Origin of the sequence: Streptomyces virginiae (genome assembly GCF_041432505.1) — a bacterium.
In the GTDB taxonomy this organism is placed as follows: Bacteria; Actinomycetota; Actinomycetes; order Streptomycetales; family Streptomycetaceae; genus Streptomyces; species Streptomyces virginiae_A.
In genome coordinates this window covers 5384311-5397158 of sequence record NZ_CP107871.1, presented here as the reverse complement: position 1 = coordinate 5397158, position 12848 = coordinate 5384311, and the positions used below count along the sequence as shown (strand labels likewise).

12 protein-coding genes are annotated in these 12848 nt (G+C 71.8%); 7 read left to right on the top strand and 5 right to left on the bottom strand.

The window, feature by feature from the left end; genetic code table 11:
• Positions 1-188: 188 nt before the first annotated feature.
• Entirely contained in the window at positions 189-1055 is an 867-nt protein-coding gene (locus tag OG624_RS25260) for a biotin--[acetyl-CoA-carboxylase] ligase (RefSeq protein ID WP_371639864.1), read from the bottom strand.
• A gap of 131 nt (positions 1056-1186) precedes the next feature.
• On the opposite strand from OG624_RS25260, the gene OG624_RS25255 reads away from it, so the two are divergent.
• From OG624_RS25255 to OG624_RS25240, 4 genes are all read left to right on the top strand, one after another.
• On the top strand, positions 1187-2779 hold the full coding sequence (locus OG624_RS25255) for an acyl-CoA carboxylase subunit beta (RefSeq protein WP_033219667.1): 1593 nt from the start codon (positions 1187-1189) through the stop codon (positions 2777-2779).
• 21 nt (positions 2780-2800) lie between these two features.
• Positions 2801-3007: an acyl-CoA carboxylase epsilon subunit gene (locus OG624_RS25250; RefSeq protein WP_078909250.1), complete on the top strand. Its 207-nt coding sequence runs from the start codon at positions 2801-2803 to the stop codon at positions 3005-3007.
• An 80-nt stretch (positions 3008-3087) separates the two neighbouring features.
• Positions 3088-3222, top strand: coding sequence for a morphogenic membrane protein MmpB (gene mmpB / locus OG624_RS25245; RefSeq protein ID WP_266353118.1), 135 nt, complete (start codon positions 3088-3090; stop codon positions 3220-3222).
• Between the two features lie 41 nt (positions 3223-3263).
• Entirely contained in the window at positions 3264-3887 is a 624-nt protein-coding gene (locus OG624_RS25240) for a Maf family protein (RefSeq protein ID WP_106971382.1), read from the top strand.
• Here OG624_RS25240 and OG624_RS25235 read toward each other — a convergent pair.
• Positions 3868-4350: a hypothetical protein gene (locus OG624_RS25235; protein ID WP_161295089.1), complete on the bottom strand. Its 483-nt coding sequence runs from the start codon at positions 4348-4350 to the stop codon at positions 3868-3870. The two genes, OG624_RS25240 and OG624_RS25235, sit on opposite strands and share 20 nt — an antisense overlap.
• 132 nt (positions 4351-4482) lie before the next feature.
• Positions 4483-6087: an MFS transporter gene (locus tag OG624_RS25230; protein ID WP_371639863.1), complete on the bottom strand. Its 1605-nt coding sequence runs from the start codon at positions 6085-6087 to the stop codon at positions 4483-4485.
• A 607-nt stretch (positions 6088-6694) separates the two neighbouring features.
• Between OG624_RS25230 and OG624_RS25225 the strand changes: the two genes are divergently transcribed.
• Positions 6695-8458, top strand: a complete 1764-nt coding sequence (locus tag OG624_RS25225; RefSeq protein WP_033219659.1) for an acetyl/propionyl/methylcrotonyl-CoA carboxylase subunit alpha — start codon at positions 6695-6697, stop codon at positions 8456-8458.
• Between the two features lie 174 nt (positions 8459-8632).
• Here OG624_RS25225 and OG624_RS25220 read toward each other — a convergent pair whose 3' ends face one another.
• On the bottom strand, positions 8633-9583 hold the full coding sequence (locus OG624_RS25220; RefSeq protein WP_078909244.1) for a DeoR/GlpR family DNA-binding transcription regulator: 951 nt from the start codon (positions 9581-9583) through the stop codon (positions 8633-8635).
• Positions 9584-9758: 175 nt separating this feature from the next.
• Entirely contained in the window at positions 9759-11198 is a 1440-nt protein-coding gene (locus OG624_RS25215; protein WP_030712437.1) for an NAD(P)H-quinone dehydrogenase, read from the bottom strand.
• A gap of 173 nt (positions 11199-11371) precedes the next feature.
• Here OG624_RS25215 and OG624_RS25210 point away from each other — a divergent pair, with 173 nt between their 5' ends.
• Complete coding sequence (locus OG624_RS25210) at positions 11372-11809, top strand: gamma-glutamylcyclotransferase (protein ID WP_030012228.1); 438 nt, start codon at positions 11372-11374, stop codon at positions 11807-11809.
• 208 nt (positions 11810-12017) lie between these two features.
• Complete coding sequence (locus tag OG624_RS25205; protein ID WP_033219655.1) at positions 12018-12824, top strand: purine-nucleoside phosphorylase; 807 nt, start codon at positions 12018-12020, stop codon at positions 12822-12824.
• The last annotated feature ends 24 nt before the right edge of the window (positions 12825-12848 follow it).

Below are 12848 nucleotides of genomic sequence, written 5' to 3'. Positions count from 1 at the left end.
TCCTGTCCATTCCGTGCGCACTGCCCTGCGAACCGGTTGATCACCACGAGCACCGGGATCGCCTAAACCATACGGCAGGTGTGCCGTAGCTCACTCCCCCTCCCCACTTCCGGGCCGCCCGCGACCTGGGTGCGGGGTCCGGGGCCCCGGCCCCGGTACGACGCCGCACCCGGCGCCCCTGTCCCGTGTCAGTGCACGGAACGCAGGTGGATGACGTCGCCCGCGCCCACCGTCTCGTGCAGGCCCTCGGCCGTACGGATCACCAGGCGGCCATCGGTGTCCACCGCTTCGGCCGTTCCGGTGAGGGTGCGCCCGCCGGGCAGCTCCGCGCGGACGTGCCGGCCCAGGGTCGCGCAGCCCGCCGCGTAGGTCTCCTGGAGGCCGCTGGCCGCCGGATCGCCACCGGCCGCGCGCCACCTGCCGTACCACTCCTCCAGGGACCGCAGGACGGCCCGCAGGAGCGGGTCCCGGTCGGTCACGGAGGCCTTGGCCAGGAACAGCGACCCCGCGGCCGGTACCGGCAGCTCGTCCTCCGTCAGGCTGACGTTGAGCCCGATCCCGAGGATCACGCCGTCCTCGACCCGCTCGGCGAGGATTCCGCCGGTCTTGCGTTCCTCGCCGTCCACGCCGACCAGCAGGTCGTTGGGCCACTTGAGGGCGGTGTCCACGCCGGCCGCCCGGGACAGCCCGGTCGCGGTCGCCACCCCGGCCAGCAGCGTCAGCCAGCCCCACCGCTCCTGCGGCACCGCGTCGCCCGGCTTGAGCAGGACGGAGAAGAACAGCCCGGACCGGGCGGGCGCGACCCAGCTCCGGTCCAGCCGCCCGCGCCCGGCGCTCTGCTCCTCGGCGACGAGCACGGCTCCCTCGGGCAGCCGCGCCGCCCGAGTGGCAAGGTCGGTATTGGTGGACCCGGTACTGCCCACGACCTCCAGCGAGGTCCACAGCCCGTCCCCGGTGACGAGCGCCTTCGTGAGGGCGGCGGCATTGAGGGGCGGGCGGTCCAGGCTCGACCAGCGACCGGAGGAAGCTCCTGCTGAGGCATCTGATGGCGTCATGCAACCCAATGTAGGTGTGTCAAACGCCGCACTGCCGAGCGCCATGCCCGCCGATACGCTACGCACCAGTAGCCAGCAGTAGTCAATCAATTGACCAGGCAGTTGACACCACGCAGGGAGCCGCGACCCCGATGTCACATCCGTCAGAGCCGATCGACATGCACACCACCGCGGGCAAGATCGCGGATCTGCAGCGCCGCATCGACGAAGCCACCCACGCCGGGTCCGCCCGCGCCGTGGAGAAGCAGCACGCCAAGGGCAAGCTGACGGCGCGTGAGCGGGTTGCCCTCCTGCTGGACGAGGGATCCTTCGTCGAGCTCGACGAGTTCGCCCGGCACCGTTCCACCAACTTCGGGTTGGAGAAGACCCGGCCCTACGGCGACGGCGTCGTCACCGGCTACGGCACGGTGGACGGCCGCCCGGTGGCCGTGTTCTCGCAGGACTTCACCGTCTTCGGCGGGGCCCTCGGCGAGACCTACGGCCAGAAGATCATGAAGGTCATGGACTTCGCGCTGAAGACCGGATGCCCCCTCGTCGGCATCAACGACTCCGGCGGCGCCCGGATCCAGGAGGGCGTCAGCGCCCTGGGCATGTACGGCGAGATCTTCCGCCGCAACGTCCACGCGTCCGGCGTGATCCCGCAGATCAGCCTGGTCGTCGGGCCCTGCGCGGGCGGCGCCGTGTACTCCCCCGCCATCACCGACTTCACGGTCATGGTCGACCAGACCTCGCACATGTTCATCACCGGCCCGGACGTCATCAAGACGGTCACCGGCGAGGACGTCGGCTTCGAGGAGCTGGGCGGGGCGCGCACGCACAACAGCACGTCCGGCGTCGCGCACCACATGGCGGGCGACGAGAAGGACGCCATCGAGTACGTGAAGTCACTGCTCGCGTACCTGCCGTCGAACAACCTCTCCGAGCCGCCCTCCTTCCCGGAGGAGGCGGACACCGAGGTCTCCGACGTCGACCGCGAGCTCGACGTGCTGATCCCGGACAGCGCCAACCAGCCGTACGACATGCACACCGTGATCGAGCACGTGCTCGACGACGCGGAGTTCCTGGAGACGCAGTCGCTGTTCGCGCCGAACATCCTGACCGGCTTCGGTCGGGTCGAGGGCCACCCGGTGGGTGTCGTCGCCAACCAGCCGATGCAGTTCGCCGGCTGCCTGGACATCGACGCCTCCGAGAAGGCGGCGCGGTTCGTGCGGACCTGCGACGCCTTCAACATCCCGGTGCTGACCTTCGTGGACGTCCCGGGCTTCCTCCCGGGCACCGACCAGGAGTACAACGGAATCATCCGACGCGGCGCGAAGCTGATCTACGCGTACGCCGAGGCCACCGTTCCGCTGATCACCGTCATCACCCGCAAGGCCTTCGGCGGCGCGTACGACGTCATGGGTTCCAAGCACCTCGGCGCCGACCTGAACCTGGCCTGGCCGACCGCGCAGATCGCCGTCATGGGCGCGCAGGGTGCGGTGAACATCCTGCATCGCCGCACCATCGCGGAGGCCGCTCCCGAGGAGGTGGAGGAGACCCGGGCCCGGCTCATCGCCGAGTACGAGGACGCGCTCCTCAACCCGTACACGGCGGCCGAGCGCGGGTACATCGACGCGGTGACCATGCCGTCCGAGACCCGGGCGCACGTGGTGAAGGGGCTGCGGCAGCTGCGTACCAAGCGGGAGTCCCTGCCCCCGAAGAAGCACGGCAACATTCCGCTCTAGCCCCTCCAGGAGGACTCTGTGGTGATCAAGGTCGTCAAGGGCAACCCGACCCCGGAGGAGCTGGCCGCCGCACTGGCGGTGGTTCAGGCGCGCGCGGCGATGCTGGCCATGGCACCGTCGCCCGCCCCTCAGGTCACGGACGAGTGGTCGGCGCCGGCCCGGGTGGGCCGGCGGCGGGTTCCGTATCCCGGGCCGCGCGCCTGGGGCCGTACCTACTGGCCCGCGTAGCCGAACCGGTGCGAACGGGCGGTGGCGCCTGAGTACCCGTACTCAGGCGCCACACCCCTTTCCCGGGCCAGGATCGGGGCATGCTCTGGTCCGACCCGAAGAACGAGCCGCCCAAGGACATGCGCGACGCGCAGGCGATGATCCGGCGGCTGACCGTGGTGCTCGCCCTCGCCATGCTCGTGGTGGTGTACGTCCTGGGTGTGGGCCACTTCTAGGCCCGGTGACGGGGGTGCGGGCCGCGCCTACGATGGCCACCATGACTGCGACACCAGAGCCCCGGGCGACCGGGCGCAAGCTCGTCCTCGCCTCCGCCTCCCCCGCCCGGCTGAACCTGCTGCGACAGGCCGGGCTCGCCCCGCACGTGATCGTCAGCGGCTTCGACGAGGACACCCTGAACCACGACGAGCCGGCCTCCCTGGCGCTGGCGCTGGCCGAGGCGAAGGCCGCCGTCGTGGCGGGGCTCGACGAGGCCGCGGGCGCCCTGGTGATCGGCTGCGACTCGGTGCTGGAGCTGGACGGCGAGGCGCTGGGCAAGCCGGCGGACGCCGAGGAGGCCACCGCGCGCTGGAAGTCGATGCGCGGGCGGGCGGGCGTGCTGCGCACCGGCCACTGCGTCATCGACACGGCGGACGGCCGGCAGGTCTCCGCCACGGCCTCGACGACGGTCCGCTTCGGTGAGCCCACGGACGCCGAGGTGGCCGCGTACGTGGCGAGCGGGGAGCCCCTGCACGTGGCGGGGGCGTTCACCCTGGACGGGCTGTCGGCGCCGTTCATCGACGGCATCGACGGGGATCACAGCAACGTCATCGGACTGTCGCTGCCGCTGCTGCGTTCCCTGCTGGGCGAACTGGACGTGTCCATCACGGACTTGTGGGCTTGAGTTCCCCGAACGGCGGCGTGGGCGGCAGCGGCGGGGTGTCCTCGCCCGCGCCGCCCCCGCTGCCGTCGCCGGACCGGGGGGCGTAGGACGTCAGGGTCAGGACGAGCAGACACAGGATCAGCATCATCGTCGCGAAGGCGGCCCAGCCGACCAGCGCGACGGAGAGGATGCCGAGCACCCCGTGGGTGACGGCGCCGCTGATGAGCACGACGCGGCCGAAGCGACCCGGGCCGCGGTCGCGGATCGCGGTGACGGCGGCGAGCACGGCGCACAGGACGAGGAAGGCGCCCATGCCCGCGCCCATGACGTAGGTCGCCTTGGACATGACGTCCGGATCGCTGCCGGCTATCGACATCGACTGGTTCGCCGTGGTCCGGCCCAGCACGATGTGGACGAGCACGAGCAGCGCCGCTTCCACGACGAGCACGATCGCGGCCAGTCCGGCCACGAGTCTTCGCAGCACGATGCCGCCACCCCCCACGTGTCACAAGCCCGTTCGACGCCTGGAGGCTACTAACGGGTAGCCCGGCGGGCAAGACATCCGCACACCCGGCTTGCGGACGCCTGCCGCCCCACGGACCGCCGTACGGCACCGCTAGGACGACGACTTCGGCTTCTTCTCCCGTGGCCAGAAGGTGTACGACCAGGACCAGATGGTGTCGATCACCCAGATGGTCAGCCAGATCCGGCCGGCCCAGACCAGCGGTCCGCGCTGCTCGTCGGGCACGGCGCCGTCCGTGAGCTGCCAGGCGAGCCAGCTGGAGTCCAGGGCCCACAGGACCAGTTGCCCGAGCGCGAACGCGACCGTGTGGATGTACCAGTCCCGCCGCTCGTTGCGGGCGTGCTCCTTCGGCCCGAGGACGGCCCCCGCCGACGACCGCCCCGCCCCTTGCCGCTCCCCCATGTCCGTGCCCCCACCCCTGTGGATGTCGGTGTCGTTGTCGTTGTCGGTGTCGCCGCCGTCCGCCCGGTCCGCTCCGGCCCTACGGTCCGCCGCCACGTCGGCGGACTTCGGCCCGGGCTTCCTCCGCTCCGGCGGCAGGCCCAGGGTGCGGACCGCGTACGGCGCCACGAGCGCGCCCAGGGCCGAGGTGGCCGCGGCCGCCCCGCAGGCGGCGACCCAGCCCGCCTCCTCGTAGAGCACGCCCATCACCAGCGGGCCGACCACCACACCGGCCAGGCGGGCGCTCTCGTACAGGCCCATGGCCCGGCCGATCCGCCCCCCGGAGGCGGCGGCCACGGTCGCCTGCTCCACCGGGATCTGCGCGGCGAAACAGGCGGCGGCCACGGCCCACAGGACGGCGACGGCGGGCGGTGTGGAGACCACCGCGAGCCCCGCGGCGAACAGCGCGCTCGCCACGAACGAGGCGACCATGGTCGGCGTCCGCCCTAACCTGCCGGTGAGGTGGTGCGCGTGCGCCGGCAGCAGGACGAACACCACGAAGCCGGGCGCGAAGACCAGCGCGATCTCGTTCGGGGACAGCGCCGACTCCGCCTGCAACCGCAGCAGCAGGAGCATCCACAGCCCAGCCTCGGCCGCGGCCGTCACCGCGGACACCACCATCAGCGGCACCAGCCGGCGCTCCGCCGCGCCCCACCGCTCCCGGCGCCCGGACCCGGCCCGGGCCGGGTCCTGCCGGGGCCCGCGCAGCAGGGAGGCCATGGCCACCGCGCAGGCGGCGCTGCCCAGCCAGAACAGCAGTGCGTAGCCACCGCGTTCCAGCAGGGAGAACGCCACCAGGTAGCCGACGAAGGCGCCCTGACCCTCCGCGGACAGCAGCCTGCCGTAGGCGGAGGCGCCGTCACCGTCCTGCGACCGCTGCCCGGTCCAGGCCCGCAGCGCGACCCAGAACAGGGCCCCACCGGCGCCTCCCAGGCCCGCCGCGGCGAAGGCCACGACCAGGGAGTCGGCGAGCGCGTAGCCCGCGAACGACAGGGCGTACAGACCCGCACCGGCCGCCGCCACCCGCCGCTGGTCGAAGCGGTCGGCCAGCTCCCCGGCCAACGGGCGCACGATCAGCGACAGCACCGCCTCGAAGGCGATCAGCGCGCCGACCACGGAGGCCCCGGCCCGCAGCGTCGACCCCGCCCACAGCGGCAGCAGGAAGTCGAGCACCTCCGCCGGGGCGCTCGCGCACAGCGCCGCCGACAGGACCCGGCGCCCGGCCGGATCCGCGGGCGCCTTCGTCCCGGCGCTCACGCTTCGACGGCCGGTGAGCTGCACCCGACCTCTGCCACGTCGGATCGGCCGGGGAGGGGCCCCGGTAAGAAGCCTGCCAAGGCCATCGTCTCGCCCTCGTCTCGCTGTCGTCGTTCTTCCACGCCGTCCGTAGGACGCCGTTCGGCCCGCGTCGGTTGTCAACTCGCCGGTGGCACCGCCGCCGCGCGATCGCGGGACCCGCTGTCGTCCATCCGTAGGACACGCCCGGCGCGCTGCGGCCCGCCCGGGCCCGGGCGGGCCGCAGCGCTGTGGGTACGGTGTTGTCCCTGTTCGCCCCGCGGGACGACCGGGCTACCAATCAGTAAACAAGGGGACAACTCCTCTCACGACCGCAAAGAAACTGTGGGCCGTTCGTAGGGACTCGACAAAGAATCACCCGGGGCCGCTGACCCGGGGGACAGAGACCTTGGATACACGACGGGGTTACTGTGCAGTCGGGGATCCCCCTGACCTGGGGCGCCACAAGGGTTCTCCGCCGGTTCGACCTCCGCATCACACTCTGTGTGGGCAAGGTCACCACCGGGGAAGGGTCGAAAGGCCGTGTGGGCTGTCCCTAAACTCAGCTTGTTTCAAGGAGGGAGCCATCGTGCGCAAGGTGCTCATCGCCAACCGTGGCGAAATCGCTGTCCGCGTTGCTCGGGCCTGCCGGGACGCCGGGATCGGGAGCGTAGCCGTCTACGCCGATCCGGACCGGGACGCTCTGCATGTCCGCGCGGCCGACGAAGCTTTCGCGTTGGGCGGTGACACCCCGGCCGCCAGCTACCTGGACATCTCCAAGGTCCTCCAGGCCGCAGCCGACTCCGGTGCGGACGCCATCCATCCCGGATACGGCTTCCTGTCCGAGAACGCCGACTTCGCGCAGGCCGTGATCGACGCCGGCCTGACCTGGATCGGTCCGCCGCCGCAGGCCATCCGTGACCTCGGTGACAAGGTGGCCGCCCGCCACATCGCCCAGCGCGCCGGTGCGCCGCTGGTCGCCGGCACGCCGGACCCGGTCTCCGGATCCGACGAGGTCGTCGCCTTCGCCAAGGAGCACGGCCTGCCGATCGCCATCAAGGCCGCCTTCGGTGGTGGCGGTCGCGGTCTGAAGGTCGCCCGCACCCTCGAAGAGGTGCCGGAGCTCTACGAATCCGCCGTCCGTGAGGCCGTCGCCGCCTTCGGCCGCGGCGAGTGCTTCGTCGAGCGCTACCTCGACAAGCCCCGCCACGTCGAGACCCAGTGCCTGGCCGACTCGCACGGCAACGTCGTCGTCGTGTCGACCCGTGACTGCTCGCTCCAGCGCCGCCACCAGAAGCTCGTGGAGGAGGCCCCGGCACCGTTCCTGACCGAGGCTCAGAACGCGGAGCTGTACGCCGCCTCCAAGGCGATCCTGAAGGAAGCCGGCTACGTCGGCGCCGGCACCGTCGAGTTCCTCGTCTCCGCCGACGGCCTGATCTCCTTCCTGGAGGTCAACACCCGCCTCCAGGTCGAGCACCCGGTCACCGAAGAGGTCTCCGGCATCGACCTGGTCCGCGAGATGTTCCGCATCGCCGACGGCGAGGAGCTCGGCTACGGCGACCCGGTCCTGCGCGGTCACTCCATCGAGTTCCGCATCAACGGCGAGGACCCGGGCCGCGGCTTCCTCCCGGCGCCCGGCACGGTGACGAAGTTCGCCCCGCCGTCGGGCCCGGGCGTCCGCCTCGACGCGGGCGTCGAGTCCGGCTCCGTGATCGGCCCGGCCTGGGACTCGCTCCTGGCCAAGCTGATCGTCACCGGCGCCACCCGCGAGCAGGCCCTGCAGCGCGCCGCCCGCGCGCTCGCCGAGTTCGAGGTCGAGGGCATGGCCACGGCCATCCCCTTCCACCGCGCGGTCGTCACCGACCCGGCGTTCGCCCCCACCGACGGCAGCCCCTTCACCGTCTTCACCCGGTGGATCGAGACCGAGTTCGTCAACGAGATCCCGGCGTTCACGGCCCCGGCCGCGGATGACATCGAGGACGAGCCGGGCCGCGAGACGGTCGTCGTCGAGGTCGGCGGCAAGCGCCTGGAGGTCTCCCTCCCGTCGTCGCTGGGCATGACCCTGGCCCGCACGGCCGCCGCCGGTGGCGCGAAGCCGAAGCGCCGCGCGGCCAAGAAGTCCGGCCCGGCCGCCTCCGGGGACACCCTCGCCTCCCCGATGCAGGGCACGATCGTCAAGGTCGCGGTCGAGGAGGGCCAGCAGGTCAACGAGGGCGACCTGGTCGTCGTACTCGAAGCCATGAAGATGGAGCAGCCGCTGAACGCGCACCGCTCCGGCACCGTGGTCGGCCTCACCGCCGAGGTCGGCGGCTCGGTCACCTCGGGCGCCACCATCTGCGAGATCAAGGACTGACGTCCCGCTACGGGGTTCCCGGGGCTTGCCGCCCCGGGAGCCCCGTTTCGCATGTGCGGCGCCGTTCCGGGGCGCTGCCCCGCGCCTCGAACGCCGGCGAGGCTGAAGATCCAGCCTCGCCGGCGTTCGAGGCGCGGGGTCCGGGGCGGAGCCCCGGCACACGGCCCGCGGGATCTAGCGGCGGCGCATGTCGGCCACGCGGGCCCGCTCCGCCTGCGGCTCCAGCATCCCACCGGCGGCACTGCGCAGCTGCGCGGTCGGCCCGCCCCGCCGCTGCACCGGCAGCGGCGACTCGCGGCGCGGCCGCCGCCCCTGCATCCCGTCCACGCCCCCGGAGGGCACGGCTCCGCCGGCTACGGTGATCTGCACGCCCTGGTCCGCCAGCGCCTGCAGCTCCGTACCCGCCCGGTCGTCGTGCGGCGGCGGCTCGTCCGTCACCAGACGTGTCATCACATCGGTGGGCACGGTCTGGAACATGGTGTCGGTGCCGAGCTTCGTGTGGTCGGCCAGCACCACCACCTCCGCCGCCGCCTGCACCAGCGCCCGGTCCACGCTGGCGGACAGCATGTTGGACGTGGACAGCCCGCGCTCGGCGGTCAGACCGCTGCCCGACAGGAAGGCCCGCGATACCCGCAGCCCCTGGAGGGACTGTTCGGCTCCGCTGCCCACGAGGGCGTAGTTGGACCCGCGCAGGGTGCCGCCGGTCATGACCACCTCCACCCGGTTCGCGTGGGCCAGGGCCTGGGCGACGAGCAGCGAGTTGGTGACGACGGTCAGTCCGGGCACGCGGGCGAGCCGACGGGCCAGCTCCTGGGTCGTGGTGCCCGCGCCGACGACGACGGCCTCGCCCTCTTCGACGAGGGAGGCGGCGACATCGGCAATGGCGGTCTTCTCCGCCGTCGCGAGATGGGACTTTTGCGGAAAGCCGGACTCCCGCGTGAAACCGCCCGGCAATACCGCACCGCCGTGTCGGCGGTCGAGGAGTCCTTCTGCCTCCAGTGCCCGCACGTCCCGCCGTACGGTCACTTCGGAGGTCTGGACGACGCGGGCGAGCTCCCGGAGCGAAACCGCTCCGTTGGCCCGCACCATTTCGAGGATCAATTGGCGACGTTCTGCAGCGAACACGAAACTGACAGTAACCCCAACGACCGTCTGCTTTCAGCTCTTTGCGCCGGAATACCGAAGTTGTCCATAAGGCGGGGCGACTAGTGGTATACGCAGACCGAGAGTTGCGTGAACATCTCGCCACGAAACGACGCCCCGCCCCAAACCCCTTACGGTGTGCGGCGGTTAGCGGGGATCACGCCTCCCCGGCGGCCTTCCGCGTGTGCAGCTGACGGGCCACCTCGGCGATCGATCCCGAGAGCGAGGGGTACACGGTGAACGCTTTTGCGATCTGCTCGACCGTCAGATTGTTGTCGACCGCGATCGAGATGGGGTGAATCAGCTCGCTCGCGCGCGGGGAGACGACCACACCGCCGACGACGATCCCGGTGCCCGGACGGCAGAACAGCTTCACGAAGCCGTCCCGGATGCCCTGCATCTTGGCGCGCGGGTTGCGCAGCAGCGGGAGCTTCACCACGCGGGCGTCGATCTTGCCGGCGTCCACGTCCGCCTGGGTGTAGCCGACGGTGGCGATCTCCGGGTCGGTGAAGACGTTGGAGGAGACCGTCTTGAGGTTCAGCGGGGCCACCGCGTCACCGAGGAAGTGGTACATCGCGATGCGGCCCTGCATCGCCGCGACCGACGCGAGCGCGAAGACGCCCGTGACGTCACCGGCGGCGTACACGCCGGGTGCGGAGGTGCGCGAGACCTTGTCGGTCCAGATGTGCCCGGAGTCCTTGAGCCGGACCCCGGACTCCTCCAGGTTCATGTTCTTGGTGTTCGGGATCGCGCCGACCGCCATCAGGCAGTGCGTACCGGTCAGCACGCGGCCGTCGGAGAGGGTGACCTCGACCCGGTCGCCGACCCGCTTGGCGGACTCGGCGCGCGAGCGCCCGACGACGTTCATGCCACGACGCCGGAAGACGTCCTCCAGCACGGCGGCGGCGTCCGGGTCCTCGCCGGGCAGCACGCGGTCGCGGGAGGACACGAGGGTCACCCGGGAGCCGAGGGCCTGGTACGCGCCGGCGAACTCGGCACCGGTCACACCGGAGCCGACCACGATGAGCTCCTCGGGGAGCTCGTCGAGGTCGTAGACCTGGGTCCAGTTCAGGATCCGCTCGCCGTCGGGCATGGCGTCGGGGATCTCGCGGGGGGTGCCGCCGGTCGCGATCAGGACGGCGTCCGCGGTCAGGATCGTCTCGGAGCCGTCGGCGGCCGTGACGATGACGTCCCGGGTGCCGTCGATGCCCTGCGGTCCGCCGAGCTTGGCGCGGCCGCGCACCACGCGGGCGCCGGCCCGGGTGACGGAGGCGGTGATGTCGTGCGACTGGGCGAGCGCGAGGCGCTTGACGCGCCGGTTCACCTTGCCGAGGTCCACGCCGACGACGCGCGCGGCCTGCTCGATGTGCGGGGTGTCGTCCGCGACGACGATGCCGAGCTCCTCGTACGAGGAGTCGAAGGTCGTCATCACCTCGGCGGTCGCGATCAGAGTCTTGGAGGGTACGCAGTCGGTCAGCACCGATGCCCCGCCCAGACCGTCGCAGTCGACGACGGTCACCTCCGCGCCGAGCTGGGCCCCCACCAGGGCTGCCTCATACCCGCCGGGTCCGCCGCCGATGATCACGATCCGGGTCACGAAAAGTCCGCCTCACGTCTACCCGGCCGGCTGCCGCCCCGGCCGGTGTTCCGGGGGGTCTCCCCGGGGGATGCATTCCGTGCTCCATTGTCCCGCACGCTTCAAGGTGCTTCGCGCCCGGTCCCGCCATCCGGGCACGCGTGCACCGGCACCCCTCCCGTACTCTCGACCACATGTCGCTCTACGCCGCGTACGCCGGCAACCTCGACCCGCGGCTGATGACGCGCCGCGCTCCGCATTCGCCGCTGCGCGGCACGGGCTGGATCAACGACTGGCGGCTGACCTTCGGCGGCGAGCAGATGGGCTGGGAGGGCGCTCTCGCCACGATCGTCGAAGCCCCGCGCCACCAGGTCTTCGTCGCCCTGTACGACATCGCGCCGCTGGACGAGGACTCGATGGACCGCTGGGAGGGTGTCGGACTCGACATCTACCGCCGGATGCGGGTGCGTGTGCACACGCTGGACGGCGAGGAGGCGGCCTGGGTGTACGTCCTGAACGGCTACGAGGGCGGTCTGCCCTCGGCCCGCTACCTCGGCGAGATCGCCGACGCCGCCGAATCCGCGGGCGCCCCCCACGACTACGTGATGGAAATCCGCAAACGCCCCTGCTGACCCCCGCTCCCAGCCCCGCCTGCGTTTGAGGCGCGGGGTCCGGGGCGGAGCCCCGGTCTTCGGCCCCGCCGACGGCTCGGCGCGCGGCCCGCGCCCACACCCCCGCCACCCCGCGGGGACGATTCGGCGGAAACGACAAGGCAACGATCCGAACACCGTGAGCTGTGCCATCTACGCGCGTAGCCGGAAAACGGTTACGCTCGTCCGCGTGAACGCATCTGTTACCGACCCCTTCGCCGCCGCCGACGCCGCAGCCGCCCGCCTGCGTGAGCTGACCGGCGTGGACACCCACGATGTCGCCCTCGTCATGGGCTCCGGATGGGCCCCCGCCGCAGAGGCGCTCGGCGCCCCCGAGGCCGAGTTCCTCGTCACCGAGCTGCCCGGCTTCCCGCCCGCCGCCGTCGAGGGCCACGGCGGCAAGATCCGCTCGTACAAGATCGGCGACAAGCGCGCCCTGGTCTTCCTCGGCCGGACCCACTACTACGAGGGCCGCGGCGTCGCCGCCGTCGCCCACGGCGTGCGCACCGCCGTCGCCGCCGGCTGCAAGACCGTCGTCCTGACCAACGGCTGCGGCGGTCTGCGCGAGGGCATGAAGCCCGGCCAGCCCGTCCTGATCAGCGACCACCTCAACCTGACGGCCACCTCGCCGATCGTCGGCGCGAACTTCGTCGACCTCACCGACCTGTACTCGCCGCGCCTGCGCGCGATGTGCAAGGACATCGACGCGAGCCTCGAAGAGGGCGTCTACGTCCAGTTCCCCGGCCCGCACTACGAGACCCCGGCCGAGATCAACATGATCCGCGTCATGGGCGCCGACCTGGTCGGCATGTCCACCGTGCTGGAGGCCATCGCCGCCCGTGAGGCCGGCGCCGAGGTGCTCGGCATCTCCCTGGTCACCAACCTGGCGGCGGGCCTGTCCGGCGAGCCGCTGAACCACGAAGAGGTCCTCCAGGCCGGCCGTGACTCGGCCGCCCGCATGGGCACGCTGCTGACGCAGGTCCTCGCCCGCATCTGATCGACGTACGAGAGCTAAGGCGGA